Here is a 25,979-nt window from a genome sequence, read left to right on the forward strand (position 1 = left end):
GCGCCAGGGTAGCCTTGGCCATCAGGCCGATTTCATTGCCCATGCCGACATGCGGGATTGCCACCTTCACGTCTTCGTCGGCAACGGCCTTCAATGCGGTGTGAACGTCGGTCAGGGGTTTCGAGATGCCACGGATGAAGTAGAGCGCGGCAGCAATGCCGATCAGGAAGACAACGCCGCAGATCAGCAGCGCATTCCACATCGTCGTGTTGATTTGCGCTTGGAGGTCGTCCATGTAGACGCCGCAACCAAGAACGATCTGCCAGGGCGCGAAGGCGGCGGAATAGCTGCCCTTCAAGAAGAAGTCGCTTTCGGGATGGCCGGGCTTGTTCCAGTAGTAAACAGTGCGGCCGCCGCCCTTGATACCTTTCTCGACCATTTCTTTGCTGAAATGGGTGCCGTTCTTATCAACCTGGCCGGACATGTCCTTGCCGATGTTGACCGGGCTCGGATGAATGCGCTGGACGACGTTGTAATCGAACCCGAACAGATAACCCGACGGTTCGAAGCTCACATGCGAGAGGACCTTGAAGGCCTCGGCCTGAGCGGCTTCATGCGTCATCTCACCGGATCTTTCGCGCTGATAATATTGATTCAGAACCGAAATGCCGGACTCGACCTGCGTGCGGAGCATGTCGAAACGGTCGTCATAGATGGTATCCGCCTGCGACCGGATCTGGAAATAGGTCGCCACGGCGAAGGCCGCCATGAGCACGCCCAGAAGGGCGAAGAGTTGGTGTGCGATCTTGAGATTCTTCATAATGCCTCGCGCCAGGGTAGGGTGAATACCGGGGCGGTTTCCTACCGCCTGTGCGATCGCCTTGGGGGAACCCAATACGCTTGCCGCTGCTCGAATGACATGCTGCTCTCCGGTGCAAGCAAAATCGCGCTTTATATCTAATAAACTTTTAATCAAAACAGAATGGTTGGAAATTAAGCACTTTTAATCAATCGATTTGTTGCATCGCAATAAACAATACTGAATCACGCTCAATATTAACTTGAGTCGCGCGCGAAGCTTCCATGCTTTGTCTTCACAAAACGAATGCGCCCCTGCTTCTCTTCAGGGGCGCACTGGTCCGCCTTGCGGCAGACCCCGTCGACCGAAACTTTGGCCGGGCGGGGCAGGGAACGGGTCAGCCAGCCATTATCACTGGCGAAGCTCAAAGCCGGAGAGATCGAGCGGCAAGGGGGGCTTTGTCTTGGCGGACTCGGGCAGGGCGGCGGTTTTCGCGGTCATGTCGATGCCGTCGGCCGGAGCGTCGGCGGCTGCCAGAGCCTCGGGCGTTGGCTTGGAGATGAAGACAACCGGCGAGCCGCCCATCCAGGCCTCGGTGCGCACCACCTTCCTCTGGCCGTCGATATCGCGGACGATGATGGACTGTGTGCCCGGCGTCAGCTCCGGCACCACATAGTCCTTCTTGACCATCTGCGGTTTGAGAGCAGGGCAATCAGTGCAGACCTTGTCGATGATGCTGCCGGCGCCGGTTTCCGTCCTGCTGTCGATGGGTTGGATCGACGATGCCATGGCCGAGCTGCCGGCCAGTGCAAACGCCAAGGTCAGGAAGAAGGGACGCATTACAAACCACTCCGTCTCATGTTGAGAGGGAGAATAACGTCCCTTTGTTTCTATCCCGTCAGGAGATTAGGTAAAAGTTTAGTGGACGGCAGAAAACGGCACAGGGCTCGCGGTTTCCGCGTCAAATCTTTTCACGTTCGATTGCGCGCCAGCCTATGTCGCCACGGCTGAAACCGTTCTCCCATTGCACTTCGCCAGCAAGGGCATAGGCGCGTTTTTGCGCTTCGCTTACGGTCTTGCCGGTGGCAGTGATATTCAGCACCCGGCCGCCGGTTGCGACCAATGCGCCATCCTTCAGCGCTGTGCCGGCATGAAACACCTTGGCGCCGTCGCTGTCGGCGGGCAGAGCCGATATCGGCGTGTTCTTGGCATAAAAGCCGGGATAGCCCTTCGAGGCCATGACTACGGTCAACGCCACATCGTCGCTCCACTCGGCGCTGACCTGATCCAGCGTGCCGTTTGCGCAGGCAAGAAGCAGCGGCAGCAGGTCGCTCTTCAGGCGCATCATCAGCACCTGGCATTCCGGATCACCGAAGCGGACATTGTATTCGATCAGCTCCGGCCCCTTGGCAGTGATCATCAGCCCTGCGAAGAAGACGCCGGAGAAGGGATAGCCGCTTTCCGCCATGCCGCGGATTGTCGGCTCGATGATTTCCGTCATCGTGCGCTCGACCATCTCAGCCGTCATGACTGGAGCGGGGGAATAGGCGCCCATGCCGCCGGTATTCGGGCCAGTATCACCGTCGCCGACGCGCTTGTGGTCCTGGGCGGTGGCGAGTGCCAGCGCATGCTTGCCATCGCAAAGGCAGAAAAAGCTTGCCTCCTCGCCGTCGAGATAGGCTTCGATCACGACTTCGGCGCCGGCCGCTCCGAATGCGCCTTCAAAACAATCGTCGATCGCGGCAAGCGCTTCCTCGACCGTCAGCGCCACGGTGACGCCCTTGCCAGCGGCAAGCCCATCGGCCTTGACGACTATCGGCGCACCCTGCGCCCGGATATAGGCTTTCGCTTTCGGCGCATTGTTGAAGCGCTGATATGCGCCAGTCGGGATATCGTAGCGGGCGCAAATGTCCTTGGTGAACCCCTTGGAGCCTTCCAACTGCGCGGCTGCGGCGGATGGACCGAAGACGGCGATATCGTCGGCGCGCAAGCGGTCGGCAAGGCCGGCGACCAGCGGCGCTTCCGGACCGACGACGACGAAGTCGACGGACTTATCCTTGCAGAAGGCAGCGATCGCGTCATGGTCTTCGATGTCGATGGCAACAAGCGTCGCGTGTTCGGCAATGCCGGGATTGCCGGGCGCTGCGTAGAATTCCGTCATCAGCGGCGATTGCGCCAGCTTCCAGGCCAGCGCATGCTCGCGTCCGCCCGATCCGATCAACAGAACTTTCATGACTTGCCCTTCTCTTACGACCATTTGCGCGGTTAAGGGCCGTTGGACCAAAGGTCAAGCGGCAAATCCTGTGGAGGCATAGGCTACAACATTGCAACGCCTTTTTGTGCCACTATGGTCGCCGCACATCGATCAAGTTCAGAGAATCATATGGCCGCTGACATCCGCTCCCTTGCCGCAACCATCGCCACCGAGATCAATTCCCGCCCCGATCAGGCCAAGGCCGCGATCGAACTCCTTGATGAAGGTGCGACGGTGCCATTCATCGCCCGCTATCGCAAGGAGGTGACGGGCGGTCTCGACGACGGTCAGTTGCGCACATTGGCGGAACGCCTCGTCTATCTGCGTGAGCTGGAAGCCCGCCGCGCGGCCATCGTCGAGTCGATCACCGGCCAGGGCAAGATGACCGACGAGTTGATGCGCAAGATCGTTGTAGTAGCCACCAAGGCCGAGCTGGAAGACCTCTATCTGCCCTATAAGCCGAAGCGCCGCACCCGCGCCGAAATCGCCAGGGAGCGCGGCCTCGGTCCGCTTGCAGATACGATTCTTGCCGATCGCTCCAAGGAGCCGACGATCCTCGCCGAAGGTTTCGTTAACGCTGATGTGCCGGACGTGAAGACCGCGGTCGAAGGCGCCCGCGACATCATCGCCGAGCGCATTGCCGAAAATGCCGATCTGCTCGGCAAGCTGCGCACCTATATGAAAACGAACGCCTTGCTGAAGGCCAAGGTCGTGGACGGCAAGCAGGAGGCGGGCGCGAAATTCGCCGACTATTTCGATCATCAGGAGCGCTGGGCAACTGCACCCGGGCATCGCGCGCTCGCCATGCTGCGCGGCTGGAACGAGGAGATGCTGACGCTGACCATCGAAGTCGACGTCGATGCCGTCTCGCCGAACAAGCCGGTCGAGCGGATGATCGCGACGGCTTACGAGATTGGCGCGAGCAAACCCGGCGACCGCTGGCTGACGGAAGTGGCGAGCTGGACCTGGCGCGTCAAGCTCTCCATGTCGCTGTCGCTCGACTTAATGCGCGAGTTGCGCGAACGTGCCGAAGAGGAGGCCATCCACGTCTTCGCCCGCAATCTGAAGGATCTGCTGCTCGCCGCTCCGGCTGGCTCTCGCGCAACCATGGGCCTCGATCCTGGCATCCGCACTGGCGTCAAAGTCGCCGTGGTCGACGGCACCGGTAAGCTTTTGGAGACGACGACCGTCTATCCCTTCCCGCCGAGGAATGATGTGCGCGGCACGCAGGCGACATTGGCCGCGCTGGTACGTAAGCACAAGGTCGAACTCATCTCCATCGGCAATGGCACCGGCAGCCGCGAGACGGAGAAGCTGGTGGCCGACATGCTGGCCGATCTGCCGGCGCCGAAGCCGACGAAAGTCATCGTCTCGGAAGCAGGCGCGTCCGTCTATTCGGCCTCCGAGACGGCGGCGCTGGAATTTCCCGGTCTCGATGTATCGCTGCGTGGCGCCGTCTCCATCGCCCGCCGTCTGCAGGATCCGTTGGCGGAGCTCGTCAAGATCGAACCGAAATCTATCGGCGTCGGACAGTACCAGCACGATGTCGACCAGCAGAAGCTGTCACGTTCGCTGGACGCCGTCGTGGAAGATGCGGTTAATGCGGTTGGCGTCGATCTGAACACTGCGTCCGCGCCGCTGCTTGCCCGCGTCTCGGGCCTTGGCCCGTCGATCGCCGAGGCGATCGTCAAGCATCGCGACGGCGAGGGACGCTTCGAGACGCGTCGCGACCTCCTGAAGGTTGCGCGCCTTGGTCAGCGCACCTTCGAGCAATGCGCCGGCTTCCTACGCATCCCGGATGGCAAGGAACCACTGGACGCCTCGTCGGTCCATCCTGAAGCCTATGGCGTGGCCGAGAGGATCGTCGCGGCCTGCGGCCGTGATCTTCGCAGTCTGATGGGCGACGCAGCTGTGTTGAAGGCCATCGATCCGCGCCAGTTCATCAACGAAAAATTCGGCCTGCCGACAGTGCGCGACATCATTGCCGAACTGGAAAAGCCGGGCAGAGATCCGCGCCCGAGCTTCAAGACCGCGACCTTTGCCGAGGGGATCAACGAGATCGGCGATCTCTTGCCGGGCATGCTGCTGGAAGGCACTGTGACCAATGTTGCCGCCTTCGGCGCCTTCGTCGATATCGGCGTCCACCAGGACGGTCTTGTCCACGTCTCGCAGCTCGCCGACCGCTTCGTAAAGGACCCTCATGAGGTGGTCAAGGCTGGTGATGTCGTGAAGGTAAAAGTTGTGGAGGTCGACGTCAAACGTAAACGAATCGGTCTCACCATGCGCAAAGATGGCAGCACTGTGGCAGCCGCACCGGGACAGGGATCGCGCGAACAAAGCGGCGCGCGCAACGCTGGCGGTAGGCATGACGGCCGGCCAAGAACGGAACAACAGGGCAGTTTCGGCGCCGCTTTGGCCGACGCACTCAAGCGAAAATAAGCACTTAGCGAGAGTCAGTGCAAGAATGTCACACTCTGGCAGAGTTGTTGCCAGAGTGCCAACGCATGCGAAAAGGTGAGCTTGCCACAAGGCTCTGAGACGCTAAAGTCTGCCTTAATGTCATGTCATAATATGCGAGGCGTCCATGGCGTCGGCACTCTTCTCGATTGTCAAGAAAATCATCCGTAAGGGCTCACTGAAACTTACGTTGGCTTCCGGCGAGACGCACAAGATCGGCGATGGGTCCGGCGAAACAGTCGCCGTTCGCGTGGCCGATCAGCAGGCGGAGGATGCGGTTGCGCGCGATCCGACCCTGAAACTTGGCGAAATGTATATGGAAGGGCGCTTCATTCTCGAGCAGGGGGATATCTATGAATTCCTCTCTTTGGTGAAGCAGAACACCACCAACGAAGTCTTTGACCTGCGCATGGCGGCGCTGTTGATCGGCCGCATCGCATGGCAGCAGATCAAGAGCCGCTCGCCGATCAACCGCAACAAATACAATGTTGCGCATCACTATGATCTGTCGGCCAAGCTGTTCGATCTCTTCCTCGACGAAGACTGGCAGTATTCTTGCGCCTATTTCGTGCCGCCAGGCATCAGTCTGGACGAGGCGCAGGTGGCCAAGAAGCGCCATATCGCCGCCAAGCTGCTGGTCGAGCCGGGCCAGCGCGTTCTGGAGATCGGCTCCGGCTGGGGTGGCATGGGCATGTATCTTGCCGAAGCCAACCCTGGCCTCGATTTCACCGGCATTACGCTCAGCGAAGAGCAGCTCAAGGTCTCGCGCGATCGTGCCGCCAAGCGCGGGCTATCCGATCGCGTCCGTTTCGAGCTGCAAGACTACCGTTATATGACGGGCAAGAAGTTCGATCGCATCGTCTCGGTCGGCATGTTCGAGCATGTCGGCATCGGCGACTACGGCAAGTTCTTCCGCAAGGTCTCCGAACTGCTCGACGACAATGGCGTGATGGTGCTGCATTCCATCGCCCGTCCGAAGCCGAGCTTTGGGACAAACGCTTTCATCGAAAAGTATATTTTCCCGGGCGGCTATATTCCGTCGGTTGGCGAGACTTTACCGCCGTTGGAAAAGGCCGGGCTTCTGGTCAAGGATGTCGAGATCCTGCCGATGCACTACGCCCATACTCTGCGACACTGGCGTAACCGTTTCGTGGCACGTAAGGCCGAGGCTGTTGCGCTCTACGATGAGAAGTTCTTCCGCATGTGGGAGTTCTATCTCGCCGGTTCAGAAATGGGTTTCCGCTGGGATGAGCTTTTCATCATGCAGATCCAGATTTCCAAGAACCAGTTCGCCGTTCCCGACAACCGCAACTACATTGCCGAGCGGGAAGCGAAGCTCAGGGAATTCGAGGCGACCCGTGCGCAGCTGGAAAAGGTGACGTTTTAATCGTCTGCCATTATTTGTTAGGCGCCGGCCATGAAAACCGATCGAGCCGGCGTTTGATTTTCTCCCACTAGGCGGAGACCGAACGCGTGTTATTTGACCACGTGAACGGTGAGATTCTCGTCATTGACCTTATTTGCGTATAACACCGTCATGCGCACGGTGAACTCATCCGTGCCGCTGAAGCCGGGATCGGACGTGTAGTATACCGTGGTACCTTCAACCGGCTTGCCGCTGCAGATATAAACCTCGCTGTCCTTGTCGTATTTGACGCGAACTGGGCCATGTTCGAACGTAACTTTGCCATGGACGGGTTGCTTGATGATCCCCGTATAGGGATAGGAGTTGAACGTGCAATCCCGCTTCACCGAGGCAGCCATTCCGAGCGCCGTCTTTTTGCCGGAGATGACTTTGTGGGAGTATTGGTTTTGTTTGGCGCCATCGAGTGGCGTGCTGACACAACCTGAAAGCGCCACGCCAATACCGACGAATGCGCTGAGAGAAATCAAGGATATAGATCTCATTCCGTTCCCTTAATTTGGTTTGAATATTAGTAAAATTCTACTTACGCTCCGGACAGCTGATCATTACTAATGATTGAGTAATTCATTCGGAAATTAAATCACCGCGACAGATCGGCGCAGCCCTGAGGCGTGCGTAAGTCGTTACTAAAATATAAGCCATCACCGCTCGAATTCAGTCGTATTTGGTTAAGAGAGCGGTAACGCGATCCGAATAATTTGCGGCCACTCTGGGACGTATGGCCCTTTGTATTTGCGTATTATGGAGTTGCGTAGTGTTTGCGAAATCGCGTCTGTTTTTCACCCTCGGTCTATTTGCCGGCTCTGCAGGCGCCGCTTCGGCTGGGGATGGTCAGCACTTTTGGTCGGGTGATTGGTATCTAAGCGTCGGTGCAGCCGGTTTTACCGCGCCGAAATTCGAAGGCAGCAAGCATAACAGGCTTCAATGGTCGCCGTTGATCTCCGTCGGCAAACAGGGCCCCGGCCCGCGCTTCTCCTCGCGCAATGACAATCCCTCTTTTGCGCTCATCGATAATGACGGCATCCGGGCCGGCATTGTCGGCAAATTCGTGCCGAGCCGGGATTCAAGTGACGGTCATGAGTTGAAAGGTCTGAAGAAGGTCAAGTGGGGTGCCGAAGCCGGCGGCTTCGTCGAAGCCTATCCCACCGACTGGCTGCGTGCCCGCGTCGAAGTCCGCCAGGGCATTCGCGCCCATAGCGGCATCGTCGCCGACGCAGCCGTGGACGCCTTCACCGATATCACGCCGGAACTGCGCCTCTCCGGTGGTCCGCGCATGACGCTAGCCTCCAGCGATTATTTCGACACCTACTATGGTGTTAACGCCAAGGAGTCGGCAGCGTCAGGCCTCAGTCGCTACAATCCGGGTGGCGGCGTGAAGTCGGTCGGCGTCGGCGGGGCGCTGACCTGGAAGGCGACTCAGAACTGGACCACGAGCGCATTCCTCGAATACAGCCGCCTGACCGGCCCGGCTGGCGACAGCAGCCTGGTGCGTGAGCGCGGTGACCGCAATCAGTTGCTGGTCGGCGTGTCGGCCAGCTACAAGTTCAATTTCACGCTGAACTGAGAAAAGAGCCGGGCTGTAACCCCGCTGCTTGACCGCGGGCGCCAGATGTCACTACTACTCGCCTATGCAAAACACAGGCGACATCAATGGGCGCGTCGCTGACGCGCCGTCCGGCAATTGGGTTTACCGCATCCTGCCCCCAGCGTTCTGGCCCTATGCGCAGCTTGCGCGCTGGGACAGGCCGATCGGCTGGCAGCTTTTGATGTGGCCATGCCTCTGGTCGGCCGCGTTGGCGGCGAATGCGGCTGTGGCGGCGGGCCAGGCGCCGCCAGGTTTTCTGTTGATCTACCATCTCGTTCTCTATTTCATTGGCGCCGTTGCCATGCGCGGTGCCGGCTGCACCTATAATGATCTGGTCGATCATGAGATCGACATGGAAGTGGCCCGCACGCGCTCGCGTCCGTTGCCGTCCGGGCGCGTCACGCGCTGGCAAGCTAAGGTGTTCATTGCGCTGCAGGCGCTGGTCGGCCTGCTGGTTCTGCTGCAATTCAATTGGTTCGCCGTTGTTCTCGGCGTGCTGTCGCTTGCTGTCGTTGCGCTTTATCCTTTTGCAAAGCGTTTTACCGATTGGCCGCAGTTCTTCTTGGGGTTGGCTTTTTCCTGGGGTGCCTTGATGGGCTGGGCCGGGCTGTTCGGCAGCCTGTCGCTCGCTCCCATCGTGCTCTATGCCGCCGCCATTCTGTGGACGATCGGCTATGACACGATCTATGCTCATCAGGACAAGGAGGACGACGAACTGATCGGCGTGCGCTCCACCGCCCGGCTCTTCGGCGACAATACGCGCCTCTGGCTGATCGGCCTTTATGGTGCGTCGCTGGTGCTGATGCTGTTGTCCTTTGCCCTGGCTGGAGCAGGGTGGCTCTCTTATTTCGGTCTGCTCGTTGCCGGCGGCATGTTCGCCTTTCAGATCGCTGTGCTCGACATCAACGATGCGCAACAGTGCCTGGCCCTGTTCAAGTCCAACAGCAAGGTCGGCCTCATCATCTTCGCCGGCCTCTTCCTGTCATTTCTATTCCTCGCTCCCTGAAGAAACGACAAAGCCCGGTGCTGAGATGCCGGGCTTCGATCTGAGAGGCGATGGACGAAAGGTTTAATTCCGCGCGATGATCTCGCGGCCTTCGATCTTCATCTTGATGCCGAGCTTGCCGGTCGTGCGGCGTACGAGGAAGCGCGGGCGGCGATTGGCGAAATAGGAATGGCGGCGACGGGGCTGGATATCGCGGGTGGAAACCCCGCCTAAATGTTCTTCCAGCGGACGCGCGACACCATCGGCTTCGATCATCAGCATCGGAATGCGGAAGGCTTCCGACCATGAACGCCAGTCGGCGGCGATGTCGCTCAGATCATGGGCGACGAGGAGGGGGATGCAGAGGTCGGGATCCTCATGATGCAACTCCAAAGTCACCGTGACTTCGCCGTCGCCATGGTCGATGGCGCGGGCGGCGACGCCCTTGAAGGCACGCTTCGGCAGGGCGACCGACAGCGGCAGGCCGCTGGACGGCAAAACCTTGCGCAGCACGGCGCCGCGCTCGTCGATCGTGATGGTGACATCACCCGCGACACCCCGCATGGCATAGCTGACCTGTTGCGGAAAGCGCGTCGGATCAAGCCGCAGTGTGGTTCCAGCCCAATCGGGCTTCAGGACGGTATTTGTCATCTAATCTCTACCCTTGCTTTACCTGAGAGCCGGTTTTCCGGTCTTCTTACGGAGAACTTTTTGTTCTCTCGTTGGGGTGCAGATTAGGCGCGGGCCCTTCCAGACAGCTTAAAAATCGCGGTTAAGAAAACTTTGCGTCCTCAAATGGTTAGCAAAATCGAATGCATCAGGGTTTCCACAAAGTGAATGCACGGGAAAATCGGTTGTGCCGGTCTGATGCACGCAACGGCTGAAGTATTGTAAGTCTCAGGTAAGGTTTAACTGCGATACTGCCGACAGATTCGCTTGCGTATATTAGAGATTTATTGGGGCTTACGCTGATGATATCCACCTATCTTGGCTATTCGATCGCGACCAGGAATATGGCGACGACGCTCAATCAGGTGGCATCACAGGCGCAGAACAAGCGCGAGATTGACTATTACAATGCCAATATTGGCAAGGTCAAAAATGTCGACGATTTCATGAACGACTATCAGCTCTATAGCTATGCTATGGAAGCCTACGGTCTGTCGGACATGACCTATGCCAAAGCCTTCATGAAACAGGTGCTGACGAGCGACCTCAGCGACTCCAACAGTTTCGCAAATAAGCTTACGGATCCACGCTACAAGGAATTCGCCGCCGCGTTCAATTTCGGCACGAGCAGCGATTCGACGGCGCAAACCAGTGAACAGGAAAACGATCTGGTCGGCCTTTATAAGCAGTCCTATACGACTGAGGAAACCAACGCCGCCACCGAAACAACTTATTACAGCCAGCACATCAGCGGCGTTAAGACCGTGGATGATCTCCTCGGCAATACGCGTCTGAGAAACTATGTGCTGCAGGCCTATGGGATCGATCCGACCTATGTGTCGAATTCATTCCTGAAACAGATGTTGACGAGCGATGTCAGCGATCCGAACAGCTTCGTAAATCAAAATGGTAGCGCAGCTGACAAGGCGATCGCCGCGGAATTCAATTTCAACGCTGACGGAACGGTGAAGACGTCGACGCCGGATGCAGACACGTCATATTTCGAAAGCCAGATCAGCACGATCACTTCAGTCGATCAGCTCACGTCCAATCCCCGGCTGTTTGACTATGTCAAAACCGCCTTCGGCATCCCGGTCTATATCACGGCCGACCAATTCAATGCTTCGGCAGAAGATGCCGGTGTGGCGAAGACGAACGGGCTGACCGATGTGATGGCGCAGTTCAATTTCCAGGCCGACGGTACGGTCGCCAGCGGCTCGCAGGCACAGACCGCGGCTCAAATGAGCGCGACGACGACCGCCTACGCAACGAATTACCCCGGTGGCCCGCAGACGCTCGGCCAGACGGCCGAAGTCATGAGCGCTTATAATTCCACCGTTCCCTCGTTCACGACCGATGTCGGCGCCACCGATAACGCCCTTTATTACAAGGATCACATTGGCTCCATCACCTCGGTCGACCAACTGACCTCGGACACCCGGCTCTTCGATTTCATCAAGACTGCCTACGGGATCGATCCGACCACCCCCGCCATCGTGTTCAAGAACGCCTTCGGCGATCCCACCACCGCTTCTATTTTTGGCCTCACCAATGTTGTTGCGGCGTTTAACTTCCAGGCGGACGGCACTCTGGCGGCCGGAGATACGGCACAGTCCCAGGCCGCGACCGACGCGGCGTCGACCGCCTACATGACGAATTACAAGACATCGCAGTCGTCTCTGACCACCGGCGCGGTCAACAACTACAAGAATCGCATTTCCGGCGTAAAGAACATCAATGACTTCTTCGCCACCAATGCGACTGCGGACAGCAGCCAGTCCAATGACTCTCTTCCGGAGCTGTACCAGATGGCGCTTCGCGCTTACGGCATCAGCCCGGATAAGATGTCGCAGACCGAGATGAAGAAGGTTCTCGAGAGCGATCCCTACAATCCGAAGAGCTATGTGAGTTCACTCAAAGATACACGTTTCACCAACCTCGCCAAAGCCTTCAATTTCGACAGTGACGGCAAGCTGAAGCAACCGGTCCAGGCTTTGTCACAAACGCAGATCAATAACTACATCTCCGAATATTCTCGCAGCAGCACGGCGGGGTTAACCGGCGCTCAGGCGACAAAGGCCACGAACGACGCGAAGACTGCTGGCACCTATTTTGCGACCAATATCGTCAAGATCACGAGCGTCACCGATCTTCTCGCCGACAGCAAGCTCACCGATTTCATTCTGACCGCCAATGGTATCGACCCGAAGACGGTCACCACCGCGACGCTGAAGAAGGCCTTCGCCTCCGATCCGTCGAACTCTAAGAGCTTCATCAACACGGCTGATGGAGTTCAGTTCAAGAATATTGTCGAAGCGTTCAACTTCGGCACGGACGGAAACCTGACTGACGCGAAACAGGGTACGGCACAGAATCAGGGCGCGATCGCTCAGACCAACGACCTGTTCCTGCATCAGACCTTGGAGGATCAGGAAGGGCAGACCAACGCAGGCGTGCGCCTAGCGCTCTATTTCCAGCGCAAGGCGCCGGATATCCATTCCATCTACGACATCATGGGTGACACTGCGCTCTATCAGGTCATAACGACCGCCTTCAGCCTGCCGAGTTCGATCTCGTCGATGGATGTCGATCAGCAGGCCAAGCTACTGGGCAAATATGTCAATGTCACCGACCTCCAGAAGCCGGACAAGGTCACCAAGCTGCTGCAGCGGTTCTCGGCCATGTACGATCTGAAGAACAACACCACGTCGTCGACGTCTCCCGCCCTGTCGATTCTCACCGGTTCCTCAAGCGTCGGCATCAGCGCCGATACGCTCCTTTCGATCGCGCAGCTTTCCAGCAAATAGCGAGTGATTCTCCAAAAAAGTTTTCGGTTCGCGCCGCTTTGACATCCAACATGAGATCGGCCTCGCACGCCTGTTGCAGACGTGCCGATATGGACCGCTCTACTCGCTCGCCAGACTCGGAATAAGTGCGTTCGGCGCCGATAAGAAGGAACTTATTAACCGTCTTTGCCCTATTCGAATTGTGAAGCCATCGGCAATATCAATGACTGGGTTGCAGGTCTCATGCGTCTTTCCCGAATGAACATTTCGAATGCGGCAACGGGCTTCCAGGAGGAGGGCGAGTTGACCCCCGAACAGGTCGTGGAGGAAACACGCCGAGCCGAACAGATTGCCGCGCGCCGCGCATTTCTGGAAGAGAAGATCCGCAGTGCGCGCGAGGCGAAGCGTCAAGCCGAGGAGCGACGTCGCGCCGAAGAATCACGGCTTGCCGAAGACGCACGGCTGCGGATCGCCGCTGCGCCAAAACCGCTCGTAGAGGCTTTGCAAGCCAGCACGGCGACAAGTGGCCAGATCATGCCCGTCACACCGCATGGGATCTCGGCTGAGGAACTTGCCTCGCCCGATTGGCAAAATGCCTTTTTGATGGGGCCGAACGTCCGTTTCACCCGCACGCGTGAGGCCGAGATCATCAGCCGGCGCCCGCCGGCGGAGCCTGCGCCCGTGTTGACACCCCCGGGCGCGAACCATGCCGCAATGCGGGTCATGGAGCCGCCGATAACAGTCGAATCAACTTCATCGATCGATATTTCGCAAAAGAAACAGTCGGCCGAATTCCATCTGCCGCCATGGGAAGACATGCCCTTCGCGGCGGAGACCTACAAGCCTACGATAATTCAGAAATCTCCGGCGATGCAGCCGGACGCATTGGAGATGACCGTCATCGCTACCGCATTCCATAAGGCTCCCGCCATCGCGCTGGATGCCTCGCCATCACGACCGAAAGTGCAAGAATCTGTCGCCGCGCCTGTGGTAGAGTCGCGGCTCTCCCATCTCTCCGATTTCGCCTTCTGGGACGCTATGCCCTTCGAGAGCGAATTCCTTTCCGCCATCCAGGGAACGCCAGCTCAGCCGGTGCTCATTCCCGAGGTGCAAGCTGATGCCGAATCGATCGTCGCGAAATTCCGTGTGGTCGAATGCCGCCGACCAGTGCCTGTCGCCGCGATGCCGCAAGAGACTGTTTCGCAAGACGCTGCCCCCATTGCGTCGGCCGAATTCCAGCCCGTTGCAGAAGCTGCCTCGACCAGCACATTCGTGATCGACGAGCTTGCTGCGCTGGAAGCCATGGCATGGGCGCCTGTCGTGCCGGCAGCGACGGAAGCACCTGTGGCGACCCCCATTGTGCCGGAAGCGATCGAACCTGCGCCTTTTATACCGCCGGCCTTCGTTAAGGCCGTCTTCACCGATGAAGCCAAGACTGCCGCCGAGTCTCAGCCGGCTCCAGCCCCGAAGGTGCCGTCGTCCGCGCAGGTCATGGTCGTTGCTCCGATGCCGGTTCGGACACCGGCGCCAGCTGCTGCCGCTCCGGTTGTCGAAGCAAAGCCAGTCGTTGCCGCCGTGGAAGCGGCCAAGCAGCGTCTGATCGATACGCCGCCGTCGCAGTTCGCGCCGCGCAGGCCCGCCGCCCTGACCCCGCCGGAGTGGCGGCAGATCGGACGCAGTGGCGAGGGCGAATATGAATTCCCGCCCCGCGAACTGTTGCAAGAGCCGGTCGCCCGGTCCGGCGTGATCATGACGCAGGAAACGCTGGAACAGAATGCGGGCCTTCTTGAAAGCGTTCTGGAGGACTTCGGCGTCAAAGGCGAGATCATTCATGTTCGTCCCGGCCCGGTCGTGACACTTTATGAATTCGAACCTGCGCCCGGCGTAAAATCTTCGCGCGTCATCAATCTTGCCGACGATATTGCCCGCTCCATGTCGGCGCTTTCGGCCCGCGTAGCCGTCGTCCCAGGCCGCAATGTTATCGGTATCGAACTGCCGAACGTAACTCGCGAGACCGTCTATTTCCGCGAAATGATCGAGTCCGCGGATTTCGAAAAGAGCGGCTACAAGCTGGCACTCGGTCTCGGCAAGACGATCGGCGGCGAGCCCGTCATCGCCGAACTCGCGAAGATGCCACATCTTCTCGTTGCCGGTACTACCGGATCGGGCAAGTCCGTTGCCATCAACACGATGATCCTGTCGCTGCTCTATCGCATGACGCCGGAGCAATGCCGTCTGATCATGGTCGACCCGAAGATGCTGGAGCTTTCCGTCTATGACGGCATCCCGCACCTCCTGACCCCTGTCGTCACCGATCCCAAGAAGGCCGTCATGGCGCTGAAATGGGCAGTGCGCGAGATGGAGGACCGCTATCGCAAGATGTCGCGCCTTAGCGTCCGCAACATTGACGGCTACAACAGCCGCGTCGCATCTGCAAAGGAAAAGGGCGAGACGATCCATGTCATGGTCCAGACCGGCTTCGACAAGGGCACGGGTATCCCAATCGAAGAACAGCAGGAAATGGACCTGACGCCGATGCCCTATATCGTCGTCATCGTCGACGAAATGGCCGACCTGATGATGGTCGCCGGCAAGGAAATCGAAGGTGCGATCCAGCGTCTGGCGCAGATGGCGCGCGCCGCCGGCATCCACCTGATCATGGCGACGCAGCGGCCCTCGGTCGACGTCATCACCGGCACGATCAAGGCGAATTTCCCGACGCGCATTTCCTTTCAGGTGACCTCGAAGATCGACAGCCGCACGATCCTTGGCGAACAGGGCGCCGAACAGCTCCTTGGCCAGGGTGACATGTTGCATATGGCCGGAGGCGGGCGCATATCCCGCGTCCACGGTCCCTTTGTCTCGGATGAAGAAGTCGAAAAGGTCGTCGCGCATCTGAAGACCCAAGGGCGGCCGGAATATCTCGACACGGTCACCGCCGACGAGGAAGAAGAAGACGAGGAAGAAGATACCGCCGTCTTCGATAAGGGCGCGATCGCGTCGGAAGACGGCGACGATCTCTACGAACAGGCAATCAAGGTCGTCATGCGCGACAAGAAGTGTTCGACCTCCTACATCCAGCGCCGCCTCGGCATCGGCTACAACCGCGCTGCCTCGCTTGTCGAGCGAATGGAGAAGGACGGCCTCGTCGGCCCGGCAAACCATGTCGGCAAGCGCGAGATCATTTCGGGCAACCGGAACGGCGGCGGCAATTCGAGCCAGGACGATTTCGATTGATCAGCCCGGCACCGAAGCCGGCACCACATCCTCGCGACGATATGAAGCGGCTCGCCAATGGCGGGCCGCTTCCATGTTATCAGACGCGTTCGAGCTTGAGGTGTGGCAGTGGTGGCAGCTCGACGCGGATGGCATCATCGCGCCGCACGCGGCCGCCCTGGGAGACGATGCTCATGATACCGGCCTTGCGAATCAGACCGCCGTCCGCGTCGCGATGGAGCACGGCTTCTAGCAAACCTTTCTGGAAAGCTTCGATCTGCTTGTACGGATTGCGCAGCCCGGTCACCTCGACGATCGCTTCCGCGCCGATATGCAGGCGTGTGCCCTAAGGCAGGGACAACAGGTCGATACCTCTGGTCACGATGTTCTCGCCCATGTCGCCCGCGGCGACGGAAAATCCCTTTTCGGTGAGTTCGTCGAACAGCTCCGCGTGGATGAGATGCACTTGGCGCAGATTGGGTTGCGTCGGATCGACCGCAACGCGCGAGCGATGCTTTACCGTGATCCCCATATGCGCGTCGCCTTCCACGCCAAGCCCTGTCAGCAGTTGAATATGATCTTTGTTCTGCTTGCTAAAACCATGCGCGTCGCTGCTGCTGACTGACGTCAAATATATGCGCTTGTCGCCCATGCCGAACCCTTCATAAACAACCTAGATCTTTAGAAATTGGTGTATACCAATTTCAAGGCGATAAATTGTGATGGATGAGAAAAATCGGCCGGATGAAGGCCGCCTAACAACCTGCAGGGGGTGGGCGGCGGTGGCCGCAGAGCTGCGACGCGCCATCGATGGTGGCAGCTACGCCGCCCGCGGCCGACTGCCAAGCGAGCGCGCCTTGTCCGAACGATTCGGCGTCTCGCGGGTGACGATGCGGCGCGCAATTGCCGAACTGGAGGGGGAGGGGCTATTGCGCGTGGCGCGTGGAAGTGGCGCCTACGTCCGTGCAGACATGCCCGTTCGCTTCCAATTGGGTAACAAGGTGAGTTTCAGCAAGGATCTCACTGCCACGGACGCGAACCTCACACGCAAGGTTCTCTCGGCCAGGGTCGTCCCGGCAAATGCCGATATTGCCGCAAGGCTGAACGTCGAACCGGGTGAGGCGGTTCTGGAAATGTGCGTAGTTGCCTGTGCTGATGCGCTTCCCGTCTCGGTCGTTGTGCGCAGTTGTTCCGCCGGGCGCTTTCCTGGCCTGGCGGAGAAATTCGGCGCCATGGGTTCGTTCACTGCGGCGCTGAGGGACTATGGCGTAACCGACTATTGGCGCCGTTCCACCGACATCAAGGCACGCATGCCGACCGAAGTCGAGGCGCGCCTTTTACAGCAATCGCGCCTGACACCGGTGCTTGCTTGTGCGGGCGAAGACATTGATGCCGATGGCACGATCATTTCCTGCCAGATCGGTTGCTTCGCGCCGGAGCGGATTGTTGTGACCGTTTAAGGTCGCATATAAAGCCGGCTCTCAGGCCTTGAGGACCTTCCCCGGATTCATAATCCCCGCCGGGTCAAACGCCGTCTTGATCCGGCGCATCAGGTCCATCTCGATTTCGGGGCGGATCGAAGCTAGCTCGTCACGCTTTAATTGGCCGATACCGTGCTCGGCTGAGATCGAACCACCATGCCGCAGCACCAACCCATGCACGATCTTGTTCATTTCACGCCAGCGGCCGATGAACTCCGCCTTGTCAGCGCCGACGGGCTGCGAGATGTTGTAGTGGATATTGCCATCGCCCATATGGCCAAAGGCGCAGATGCGGGCGCCGGGCATGGCCGCCATCACGGCCGTCTCGGCCTCATGCATGAAATTCGGGATCTGTGCGACCGGCACTGAGACATCGTGCTTGATCGAGCCGCCTTCCGGTTTTTGCGCGTCCGACATGCTCTCGCGCATGTGCCACAGCGCCTTCTGCTGCGCCTCGGAGCTGGCGATCGTCGCGTCCTGGACCAGACCGGCCTCATACCCCTGTTCCAGCAGTGCTGTTATCATCCGCCCGGCAGTTTCGGCCGAATCCGAAGTGGAGATATCGATCAGCACATACCAGGGATGCGAAGTCTCCAACGGATCCCTCACGCCCGGAATATTGCGGACGGTGAACTCGACGCCAATGCGCGGCATCAGCTCGAAACCGGTCAGCGCCGGGCCGCAGAGGCTGGATGCATTCTTGAACAGCGTCAGCGCTTCCTCGACTGACTGGATACCGGCAAAGGCCACTTGATGGCCGAGCGGCTGCGGGAAAAGCTTCAGCACCGCGCCGGTGATGACGCCGAGCGTTCCCTCGGCGCCGATGAAGAGGTCGCGCAGGTCGTAGCCGGTATTGTCCTTCTTCAGCCGCCGAAGGCCGTTCCAGACTTCGCCGGTCGGCAGCACCACTTCGAGGCCGAGGCAGAGCTGGCGCATGTTGCCATAGGCAAGAACGGCCGTACCGCCGGCATTTGTGGAGAGATTGCCGGCAATGCGGCAGGAGCCTTCGGAGCCAAGCGACAGCGGAAACATGCGGCCATGCTCTTCCGCTGCTTTCTGTACATCGGCCAGGATGCAGCCGCCGTCGACGATCATAGTGTTGCCGACCGGATCGATATCACGGATGCGGTTCATGCGCTCGAGCGAAAGGATGATGTCGGAGCCGCCCTCGCGCGGCGTCTGGGCGCCGACAAGGCCGGTATTGCCGGTTTGTGGCACGATCGCCGTGCCGGTTTCGCTGGCAAGCTTCAGGATAGCCGAAACCTCATCCACCGTGCCGGGCTTCAAGAGCAGTGGCGACGCGCCGTGAAAGAGCCCGCGGTTTTCGACCAGATGCGGAGCGATGTCAGCGGCCTCCCGCAACACATGCTTTTCGCCGACGATGGCCGCAAAGCGGTCGAGAAGGGCGGAGGAGGGGGCAGAGCTGCTCATGGCGTGTCCTTTGCCGATTTGTTTTGACTTGGATTTACTCTCTGGGCGCGGCCGCACGGCGCAGCCGGTCGTTGATAGCCTCGCCGAGGCCTTCGTCAGGAATGCTGGAAAAGACAATAGTTGCGGCGCCGCTGCTATCAGCGCGTTTCATGAAGTCGAAGAGATTGGCTGCGGCTTCCGAGAGATCGCCGGACGGGCTGAGATCGAGCACGATGGCTGCATTCTCCGCACCGGTAATATCCGGCCGGCCGAAGCGGATCAGCGCCTCGCCGGGCGAAACAGCAGTCGCATCGAGCCGTACGGCGGCCCCTGGCGCATAATGCGAGGCAAGCATGCCCGGCGCTTCAATAGTCGGCAAGGCACCGTTCTTGCGCTTAAGCGGCTGGCCCGCGACCCGCTCGATCTCCTCTGCCGCAAGTCCGCCCGGTCTCAGCAGGCGCATCTCCCCATCCTCGACCTTGACGATCGTTGATTCGACACCGACAAGCGAAGCACCGGCATCGAGGATCAGTGAAATCCGCTCGCCGAGATCGTCATGAACATGATCGGCGCTAGTGGCGCTGATTTTGCCGGAGGTATTGGCGCTGGGGGCGGCGAGTGGCTGTCCGAAGGCGCGGATCAGCTCGCCGGCAAAACCCTGGGGCACGCGGATGCCGACGGTATCGAGCCCCGCCGTCGCCAGCGGGTGGATATCGCTTCCTGGCCGCAGCGGCAGTACGAGAGTCAGCGGACCGGGCCAGAAGGCCTCCGCCAGTTTTCGGGAGATGGGGTCGAAGATCGCATATCGTTCGGCCATGGCGAGATCGCTCATGTGACAGATCAGCGGATTGAAGCGCGGCCGGCCCTTGGTCTCGTAAATGCGGGTGATGGCGGCGGGATTGGTAGCGTCGGCGGCGAGGCCATAGACCGTCTCGGTCGGCAGCCCGATCGGCAGCCCCTCGGCGAGCGTCGCTGACGCCTCGGCTATCGCCGTTTCAGGGTGTTGGAGAATGTCTATGTGTCGTGCCATGGCCTGACCGGTTGCAGTTCAGGCAGTCATCATGCCTTTCAGTCCATTTATGCTTTTCAAGTTTGGGGATCAATGATCAAAGCTGGCGAATGATGTCGCGGAGTTGTTCATTGCGAGCGCCGAGCAGCAGCACATTGCGGATGGCTATCTGCGGATCGTGGGTGTGGAAGAGCACGCCATTGCCCCGGATCTCGCGGTTGATCGTCAGCTTCTCCGGCGATTCCTGATCCGGCTGGACCGCGACGGCAAAATACATCCGCGAATATTTTAGGTTGATGTCTTCGAAGAAATTGTCGTTCTGGCCGATGCGGGCGAAGAAGTTGGCGATGTAAAAAGCCCAGCTCACCTCCTCATACTGCGCGAATTGCGTTCGCGCCGCGGTGACATGGCAATAGCCGAGGTGTGGCGTATCCTTCAGCGTGTGGTGAAAGATCAGCTTCGGAAAACGGATCGATTGGTGAAAGCTGTTCAGCCGGTCGTGGGTTTTCTCACCGGCGTTCCGCAGCCTGGTAGCCGTGCGTTCGGCCACTTCGGCGTGAGTGAGGTAGCGTCGTTCTTCGGCCAGCCAATGCGTCCTGTCGCGACTGATGCGGCCCGTGCGCAGGAATTCGCTGTGCCCCGCCGGCGGCAACGTCGGTTCGGGCTCGACAGTTTTCTTGGTGTCGAAATATCTGAGCTTGGCCATATTGGCTCTCGCTATCGAGGTCTGGATAACGATTGGTAGATCGCCTAGCTTGAGCCGGGCTTAACCACGTCCAGCACTGATGGATTGCTGAAGAGGATCAGAGGCATGCCGGGTATTACCGATCTCAAACTGCTGATTTCCAGCATGAAGCCGAATCTCATCGAGGGCGAATTTGTCTATTGCACCGTGCCGGCCTCGGCGCTGGCCGATCAGATTCATCTGAAGCCGATCGGAATGTTCCAGGAAAAGGAGGGGATGACGTTGATCCTCCCGATCGAGGCAGCCCGGCAGGCGGGGTTTCCCATAGAACCCGCAATGCGGATGATCACGCTCGACGTCCATTCCTCCCTGGAAGCCGTCGGCCTGACGGCTGCCTTCGCCACCGCCCTCGGAAATGAGGGCATCAGCGCCAATGTCATCGCGGCCTATTATCATGATCATATCCTTGTGCCCGCAGCCGATGCCGAGCGTGCCGTGGCAGCATTGAAGGTGCTCGCTGCCGGACAATATCCGCTGTAGGCTTCGTGACCAATCGCCCTGTCGCAATCAAGATAAACCGTCATAGGAGCGCAGAGCGACCCACGCGGACGTTCATCTTATTCAAGGCGAGCTAATGGCTTGAATTGGTTCATATTATCGCAACAAAATTCGCCCTATTTCCGGGCTTCCTTTCACCCGTCGCCAATTTCGAAGCTCATGTCGCTTTGCAGCAGAGCGGGGCGCAAGGCCGAAGCTATGATGCCATCAATCTCAAGGTGCCGTCGCTAGGGAGACGGAGAATTGGGAAGCCGGTCGAAATCCGGCGCTGCCCCCGCAACGGTGGTGGAGTAAGGCATGGCAGATAAAGCCACTGGGCCGAAACAGCCTGGGAAGGCGCCATGCGGTCCTTTTCGAGGACCGCTCCAGAGCCCGGAAACCAGCCTTGGGCCGATAGATTTACTGACCGCGGCGGGCGGTCGGGCAACGCGTTAAGCCGTACGCGGCCGACCGGTGCACGTCTTTGCCTGCTGCCTGGCACTGCACAAGGATAGGCAAATGGATATCAGCACTAATGTTTTGCGGCAACTGAAGAACCGCCGCCAGGGTTTCAGCCTGGAGCAGCCTTTCTACATCGATCAGGATTATTTCAAGCTCGACATGGAGATGATCTACTATCGCGACTGGCTGTTTATCGGCCATGATTGCGAAGTGCCGCGTGCGGGCAATTATTTCACCGTGCAGATCGGCGACTATCCCGTGATTATCGTCCGCGGTCGCGATCAGGTCATCCGTGCTTTCCACAATAGCTGTCGCCACCGTGGCTCGCGCGTCTGCGCGTCTGAGCGCGGCTCCTCGGCCAAGCTTGTCTGCCCCTATCATCAGTGGACCTACGAGCTCGACGGTTCGCTACTGTTTGCCCGGCAGATGGCCGAGGATTTCGACAAGAGCCAGTTCTCCCTGAAGCCGGTTCATTGCGAAAGCGTCGGCGGCTATATCTTCATCTGCCTTGCGAAGGATGCCCCGGATTTCTCTTCGGTCCGCGCTTCGATCGCGCCCTATATGGCGCCGCATCGCATCGGCGAGGCCAAGGTCGCCTTCCAGAGCACCATTATCGAGAAGGGTAACTGGAAGCTCGTATGGGAGAACAATCGCGAGTGTTACCATTGCGCCGCCAATCATCCCGAGCTCTGCCGCACTTTTCCCGAAAATCCGACCATCAGCGGTGTGCAGGGCGCGATCAGCGATCCGGTCATTACCGAGCACTGGCAGCGCTGTGAAGCCGCCGGCCTGCCGAGCGAATTCAAGCTCTCGCCAGATGGCCAGTTCCGCACCACCCGCATGCCGCTGATCGAAGGCGCGGAAAGCTACACCATGTCGGGCCTGCGCGCCGTCAAGCGGGCGCTGTCGCGGGACGTAACGATCAACAACATCGGCACGATGCTGCTGTTCCATTACCCGACGACATGGAACCATCTTCTCGGCGATCACGCCGTCTCCTTCCGCGTGCTGCCGATCAGCGCCGAGGAAACCGCCGTCACCACCAAATGGCTGGTGCACAAGGATGCGGTCGAAGGCGTCGATTACGACCTCGAGGAATTGACCCATGTCTGGACGGAGACCAACGACCAGGACCGCCGCATCGTCGAGGAAAACGCCTTCGGCATCCGTTCGCCTGCCTATGAGCCCGGCCCCTATTCGGAAATCCAGGAGGGCGGCGTCATGCAGTTCGTCGAATGGTACACGAACTTCATGATCAATCGGCTGCAAGGCGATCAGGCCAAGCTGTCGGCGGTGGCCTGAGTTATGGACATGACCGTCTCTCTCCGTCACCAGTACCTTGACCAGATGCAGCCCTGGAGCGACAAGCAGCAACTGCTCGAATGTCTCTCAGCAACGCCGGAAGCGCCCGACGTGATGACCTTCACATTCCGCTCCGATAAGGACAGTTGGTTCCGATATCTACCCGGCCAGTTCGTAACCTTGGAGCTGCCGACGGCCCCGGAGCCGGTAATGCGCACTTATACGCTGTCGTCCACGCCGTCGCGGCCCTTTTCCGTCGCCGTGACGGTGAAGGCGCAGAGGGACAGCATCGGCACGCGCTGGATGTTCGAGAACCTGAAGCCCGGCATGCGCATCAAGGCTTTCGGTCCCCTCGGCGATTTCAGCCACATCCGTCATCCCGGCGAGAAATACCTGTTCGTCTCTGCCGGCTCCGGCATCACGCCGATGATGGCGATGACTCGCTACATGGCCGACACGGCGCCCCTATCGGATATCACGTTCATCAACTGCTCGCGCAGTCCCGCCGACATCATCTTCCGCGCGGAGCTTGAATATCTTGCGCGCTTCATGCCGAACCTCGATCTCGGCTTTATCGTCGAAGGCTGTGGGCGCACCGATTTCTGGTCTGGGTTGAAGGGCCGCATCGACAAGGCGAAGATCGGGTTGCTGGCTTCCGATTTCATGGAACGCACCATTTTCTGCTGCGGCCCGGAAATCTTCATGGATGCCGTCCGCTTCATGCTGGAAGCGCACGGCTTCGATATGGCGCGCTATCATCAGGAAAGCTTCCAGCCGGCGCAGGCGGCAACGCCGCTCGCCGAAGTCAGCGACGATGCATCGACGGATGCTGCGACCTCGATCCGCTTCACCATGGCTGGCAAGGACGTGGCCTGCCCCCCCGGTCAAACGATCCTGCAGGCGGCGCGCGGTGCCGGTGTGCGTATAGGTGCTGCCTGCGAATCCGGCCTCTGCGGTACCTGCCGGGTGATGAAACTGTCCGGCGAGGTCGAGATGAACCACAACGGCGGTATCCTCGACGACGAAATCGACGAAGGTTACATCCTCGCCTGCTGCTCGCGGCCCAAATCGGATGTGCAGATAGAAGCCTGAGCATGATCCTGAACGAGGATCAGAAATCCTGATAGTTCAGCTCGTTGATCTCGACTGGCTTGGGCGGGGCGGAGGCGGTGACGATGGGATCGACCATCAACGACACGAGCGTCTGCAGCGGCGCTGTACAGCTCGGCGCCTTGGCGATGATCATGGGCGCGGGTTCCGGTTTGGCGGGCAGGAGATCGCCCTGCGGCCAGATCTTGGCGAGCTGCACCTTCGTCATCGGCGCGACATTGACGTCTATATCGGTAAGCGTCCCCGGCACGCGGTAAGGACAGGTTTTCTCCGAGCAGTTGTCGGATGAGGAGAATTGCCAAAGCGCATAATTGTCCCAGTTGCCCAGCGGGAAGGTGCCCTTCACATCCGGCTTGTAACGCGCGTACCACAGCGGCAGCCGAGACAGGATCGGATAGTCCTCACGATGATCGGCGATGTAACGGGCGGTGTTGTGGTTGGTGTAGAGAATGGGATAGCGGCCGGTTCTCGCCTTGATATGACTGATGAAGATCTGCGCGTTGTCCAGTGACATGAATTGTGTCGTGTCCATGCCGTCGATATCGAGCACCATTAGCTCGTCCGGTTTCGGGTCGGCATAGTCGAGAAAATGGTTGGCCTGGTCGATCGGATTGCCGGGCCGTCCAAGATGATAAGCGCCCCAAAGCAAGCCGTTCATTTTTGCCAGCATCCGGCGCGTCTGATAAAGCTCGCGGCTCACCGCATATTTGCGCCACATCGTCTTGCAGTGTGCAAATGTGTCGCCAGCGTGATCACCTGTGCAGGCGAAGTTCTCGGGAAGGCCGTCCGAAGCTTTGGAGATGAAGGCAGCGATGCGTTTGTCCTGCAGCAATTGATCCCAATTGATCGTGTTCAGCTCGTAGGCATCGACAATGAGCGCGTTTTGAGGATCGTTCCAGGGCTGGTTCTCACCGGCCGCAAGCTGGGAAGCCGATCCCAGGAGTGCCAGGATCATCAGGAAACTGCAAATCAGCGGGTGAGCCTGCCGGTATTCCTTCATGAAACAATGGTAAGGATCGGTGGTTAATCCTGGGTTAAGAATGCGATCGCTATAAATTGAGCGTGGGGTCCGCGCATAACCCCTTAAATTGGTATGGATTTAAGGGAAAGACTTTGCGCCGCCGCTGCGTCTTGGCGCGTCATTAACGCGCGGCGCAGCAGGTAACTCGAACCCTGTTTTGGGGAACCTTCCCCAATACGGAACGTTATCTGCCTGAGCACAAAATAAGCCAGGGAATGGAGATATAAATGCTTGGTTTCCGTGCGAAAATTGCGACTTTCGCCATATCGTCTGCTGTGGCTCTGACGAGCTTCGCCCCGTCCTTCGCAATGCAAATGCCCGCCGCGCCCGTTGCAGCGACAGATAACGCCGCACCTGACGACATCCAGCAGGTTCAATGGCGTCACTATGGCGGCTATTATCATGGTGGTCCCTACTATCGTAGCGGCTGGTACGGCGGCTACCGTGGTTATCCGGGCTATCGTTATGGCTACCGCTATTACGATGGCTATTGGTACCCATTGGCTGCCTTCGGCGCCGGAGCCATCATCGGCGGCGCGATTGCCAGCCAGCCGCACTATGTTGCTCCGGCCGGGGGCATCAACCCGCGCCATATCGAATGGTGCGAGGCACGCTACCGGTCATATCGGGCTTATGACAACACGTTCCAGCCCAATTACGGTCCCCGGCAGCAGTGCTACTCGCCCTATTTTTGAGTGAGATTTGAGGTCTATCAACGCAAGCCGCCCGGTCATCCGCCGGGCGCTTTTTTGTTGGTGCGCCCAGCATGGGCGCATTCTTGTGGGTGGAAGTCCCACCGTGAGCTGGTCATGGCGAGCGAAGAGAAGCGCAACTGCGGAAGGGCG

General features: G+C 59.1%; 20 protein-coding genes, 1 pseudogene and 1 riboswitch. Of the genes and pseudogenes, 11 read left to right on the plus strand and 10 right to left on the minus strand.

Annotation, left to right across the window (positions count from 1 at the left end; genetic code table 11):
- The 3 genes from PY650_RS32730 to purD all read right to left on the minus strand — a co-directional run.
- Positions 1–760 (minus strand): cache domain-containing protein (locus PY650_RS32730; protein ID WP_285884124.1); only part of this gene is annotated, 760 nt, incomplete at its 3' end.
- A 390-nt stretch (positions 761–1,150) separates the two neighbouring features.
- Entirely contained in the window at positions 1,151–1,579 is a 429-nt protein-coding gene (locus PY650_RS32735; protein ID WP_285884125.1) for a plant virulence effector HPE1-like domain-containing protein, read from the minus strand.
- A 121-nt stretch (positions 1,580–1,700) separates the two neighbouring features.
- Entirely contained in the window at positions 1,701–2,972 is a 1,272-nt protein-coding gene (purD, locus tag PY650_RS32740) for a phosphoribosylamine--glycine ligase (protein ID WP_285884126.1), read from the minus strand.
- Between the two features lie 150 nt (positions 2,973–3,122).
- Here purD and PY650_RS32745 point away from each other — a divergent pair, with 150 nt between their 5' ends.
- Together PY650_RS32745 and PY650_RS32750 are read left to right on the plus strand one after the other, a co-directional pair.
- Complete coding sequence (locus tag PY650_RS32745) at positions 3,123–5,432, plus strand: Tex family protein (protein WP_285884128.1); 2,310 nt, start codon at positions 3,123–3,125, stop codon at positions 5,430–5,432.
- Positions 5,433–5,577: 145 nt separating this feature from the next.
- Complete coding sequence (locus PY650_RS32750; RefSeq protein ID WP_285884129.1) at positions 5,578–6,837, plus strand: cyclopropane fatty acid synthase; 1,260 nt, start codon at positions 5,578–5,580, stop codon at positions 6,835–6,837.
- Between the two features lie 89 nt (positions 6,838–6,926).
- Here the strand turns inward: PY650_RS32750 and PY650_RS32755 are convergent, their stop codons facing one another.
- Positions 6,927–7,358, minus strand: a complete 432-nt coding sequence (locus PY650_RS32755; RefSeq protein ID WP_285884130.1) for a hypothetical protein — start codon at positions 7,356–7,358, stop codon at positions 6,927–6,929.
- Between the two features lie 272 nt (positions 7,359–7,630).
- Here PY650_RS32755 and PY650_RS32760 point away from each other — a divergent pair, with 272 nt between their 5' ends.
- Positions 7,631–8,440: a MipA/OmpV family protein gene (locus tag PY650_RS32760; protein WP_285884131.1), complete on the plus strand. Its 810-nt coding sequence runs from the start codon at positions 7,631–7,633 to the stop codon at positions 8,438–8,440.
- 64 nt (positions 8,441–8,504) lie between these two features.
- Positions 8,505–9,467, plus strand: a complete 963-nt coding sequence (gene ubiA, locus PY650_RS32765) for a 4-hydroxybenzoate octaprenyltransferase (protein ID WP_285884132.1) — start codon at positions 8,505–8,507, stop codon at positions 9,465–9,467.
- Positions 9,468–9,530: 63 nt separating this feature from the next.
- Here ubiA and PY650_RS32770 read toward each other — a convergent pair whose 3' ends face one another.
- Positions 9,531–10,097 (minus strand): DUF6101 family protein, encoded by a 567-nt coding sequence (locus tag PY650_RS32770; RefSeq protein ID WP_285884133.1) that lies wholly within the window; start codon positions 10,095–10,097, stop codon positions 9,531–9,533.
- Between the two features lie 320 nt (positions 10,098–10,417).
- Between PY650_RS32770 and PY650_RS32775 the strand changes: the two genes are divergently transcribed.
- Both PY650_RS32775 and PY650_RS32780 read left to right on the plus strand, forming a co-directional pair.
- Positions 10,418–12,922 (plus strand): DUF1217 domain-containing protein, encoded by a 2,505-nt coding sequence (locus tag PY650_RS32775; protein WP_285884134.1) that lies wholly within the window; start codon positions 10,418–10,420, stop codon positions 12,920–12,922.
- 237 nt (positions 12,923–13,159) lie between these two features.
- Positions 13,160–16,138: a DNA translocase FtsK gene (locus tag PY650_RS32780; RefSeq protein ID WP_432761614.1), complete on the plus strand. Its 2,979-nt coding sequence runs from the start codon at positions 13,160–13,162 to the stop codon at positions 16,136–16,138.
- Positions 16,139–16,217: 79 nt separating this feature from the next.
- On the opposite strand, the pseudogene PY650_RS32785 reads toward PY650_RS32780, so the two are convergent.
- Positions 16,218–16,769: pseudogene (locus PY650_RS32785) on the minus strand (MOSC domain-containing protein).
- A gap of 70 nt (positions 16,770–16,839) precedes the next feature.
- On the opposite strand from PY650_RS32785, the gene phnF reads away from it, so the two are divergent.
- The gene (phnF, locus tag PY650_RS32790) at positions 16,840–17,577 is read left to right on the plus strand and encodes a phosphonate metabolism transcriptional regulator PhnF (protein WP_285884137.1); all 738 of its coding nucleotides are present in this window, start codon (positions 16,840–16,842) and stop codon (positions 17,575–17,577) included.
- 21 nt (positions 17,578–17,598) lie between these two features.
- On the opposite strand, the gene PY650_RS32795 is transcribed toward phnF, so the two are convergent.
- From PY650_RS32795 to PY650_RS32805, 3 genes are all read right to left on the minus strand, one after another.
- A complete protein-coding gene (locus tag PY650_RS32795; RefSeq protein WP_285884138.1) occupies positions 17,599–19,029 on the minus strand; it encodes an FAD-binding oxidoreductase in 1,431 nt (476 codons plus the stop codon).
- Positions 19,030–19,063: 34 nt separating this feature from the next.
- On the minus strand, positions 19,064–20,038 hold the full coding sequence (locus tag PY650_RS32800; RefSeq protein WP_285884139.1) for an L-threonylcarbamoyladenylate synthase: 975 nt from the start codon (positions 20,036–20,038) through the stop codon (positions 19,064–19,066).
- A gap of 76 nt (positions 20,039–20,114) precedes the next feature.
- Positions 20,115–20,723, minus strand: coding sequence for a DUF6656 family protein (locus tag PY650_RS32805; RefSeq protein WP_285884140.1), 609 nt, complete (start codon positions 20,721–20,723; stop codon positions 20,115–20,117).
- A 105-nt stretch (positions 20,724–20,828) separates the two neighbouring features.
- Between PY650_RS32805 and PY650_RS32810 the strand changes: the two genes are divergently transcribed.
- From PY650_RS32810 to PY650_RS32820, 3 genes are all read left to right on the plus strand, one after another.
- Positions 20,829–21,242 (plus strand): ACT domain-containing protein, encoded by a 414-nt coding sequence (locus tag PY650_RS32810; RefSeq protein WP_285884141.1) that lies wholly within the window; start codon positions 20,829–20,831, stop codon positions 21,240–21,242.
- 217 nt (positions 21,243–21,459) lie between these two features.
- Positions 21,460–21,662: riboswitch (cobalamin riboswitch) on the plus strand.
- Positions 21,663–21,758: 96 nt separating this feature from the next.
- Positions 21,759–23,003, plus strand: a complete 1,245-nt coding sequence (locus tag PY650_RS32815; protein ID WP_285884142.1) for an aromatic ring-hydroxylating oxygenase subunit alpha — start codon at positions 21,759–21,761, stop codon at positions 23,001–23,003.
- A gap of 9 nt (positions 23,004–23,012) precedes the next feature.
- Positions 23,013–24,095 carry an FAD-binding oxidoreductase gene (locus PY650_RS32820; protein WP_432761615.1) on the plus strand — a complete coding sequence of 361 codons (1,083 nt, stop codon included), beginning with the start codon at positions 23,013–23,015 and terminating at the stop codon, positions 24,093–24,095.
- 19 nt (positions 24,096–24,114) lie between these two features.
- Here the strand turns inward: PY650_RS32820 and PY650_RS32825 are convergent, their stop codons facing one another.
- On the minus strand, positions 24,115–25,068 hold the full coding sequence (locus tag PY650_RS32825) for a glycoside hydrolase family 25 protein (RefSeq protein ID WP_285884144.1): 954 nt from the start codon (positions 25,066–25,068) through the stop codon (positions 24,115–24,117).
- A gap of 293 nt (positions 25,069–25,361) precedes the next feature.
- On the opposite strand from PY650_RS32825, the gene PY650_RS32830 reads away from it, so the two are divergent.
- Positions 25,362–25,829: a BA14K family protein gene (locus PY650_RS32830; RefSeq protein WP_285884145.1), complete on the plus strand. Its 468-nt coding sequence runs from the start codon at positions 25,362–25,364 to the stop codon at positions 25,827–25,829.
- Positions 25,830–25,979 lie beyond the last annotated feature (150 nt).

The sequence above is a fragment of the Martinezella calliandrae genome (assembly GCF_030272695.1).
GTDB classification, from domain to species: Bacteria; Pseudomonadota; Alphaproteobacteria; order Rhizobiales; family Rhizobiaceae; genus Rhizobium; species Rhizobium calliandrae.

Coding starts and splice junctions, on each gene's coding strand:
- PY650_RS32735 (WP_285884125.1), bottom strand. CDS start 1,579: ATGCGTCCCTTCTTCCTGACCTTGGCGTTTGCACTGGCCGGCAGCTCG.
- purD (WP_285884126.1), bottom strand. CDS start 2,972: ATGAAAGTTCTGTTGATCGGATCGGGCGGACGCGAGCATGCGCTGGCC.
- PY650_RS32745 (WP_285884128.1), top strand. CDS start 3,123: ATGGCCGCTGACATCCGCTCCCTTGCCGCAACCATCGCCACCGAGATC.
- PY650_RS32750 (WP_285884129.1), top strand. CDS start 5,578: ATGGCGTCGGCACTCTTCTCGATTGTCAAGAAAATCATCCGTAAGGGC.
- PY650_RS32755 (WP_285884130.1), bottom strand. CDS start 7,358: ATGAGATCTATATCCTTGATTTCTCTCAGCGCATTCGTCGGTATTGGC.
- ubiA (WP_285884132.1), top strand. CDS start 8,505: ATGCAAAACACAGGCGACATCAATGGGCGCGTCGCTGACGCGCCGTCC.
- PY650_RS32770 (WP_285884133.1), bottom strand. CDS start 10,097: ATGACAAATACCGTCCTGAAGCCCGATTGGGCTGGAACCACACTGCGG.
- PY650_RS32775 (WP_285884134.1), top strand. CDS start 10,418: ATGATATCCACCTATCTTGGCTATTCGATCGCGACCAGGAATATGGCG.
- PY650_RS32780 (WP_432761614.1), top strand. CDS start 13,160: ATGAACATTTCGAATGCGGCAACGGGCTTCCAGGAGGAGGGCGAGTTG.
- phnF (WP_285884137.1), top strand. CDS start 16,840: ATGGATGAGAAAAATCGGCCGGATGAAGGCCGCCTAACAACCTGCAGG.
- PY650_RS32795 (WP_285884138.1), bottom strand. CDS start 19,029: ATGAGCAGCTCTGCCCCCTCCTCCGCCCTTCTCGACCGCTTTGCGGCC.
- PY650_RS32800 (WP_285884139.1), bottom strand. CDS start 20,038: ATGGCACGACACATAGACATTCTCCAACACCCTGAAACGGCGATAGCC.
- PY650_RS32805 (WP_285884140.1), bottom strand. CDS start 20,723: ATGGCCAAGCTCAGATATTTCGACACCAAGAAAACTGTCGAGCCCGAA.
- PY650_RS32810 (WP_285884141.1), top strand. CDS start 20,829: ATGCCGGGTATTACCGATCTCAAACTGCTGATTTCCAGCATGAAGCCG.
- PY650_RS32815 (WP_285884142.1), top strand. CDS start 21,759: ATGGATATCAGCACTAATGTTTTGCGGCAACTGAAGAACCGCCGCCAG.
- PY650_RS32820 (WP_432761615.1), top strand. CDS start 23,013: ATGACCGTCTCTCTCCGTCACCAGTACCTTGACCAGATGCAGCCCTGG.
- PY650_RS32825 (WP_285884144.1), bottom strand. CDS start 25,068: ATGATCCTGGCACTCCTGGGATCGGCTTCCCAGCTTGCGGCCGGTGAG.
- PY650_RS32830 (WP_285884145.1), top strand. CDS start 25,362: ATGCTTGGTTTCCGTGCGAAAATTGCGACTTTCGCCATATCGTCTGCT.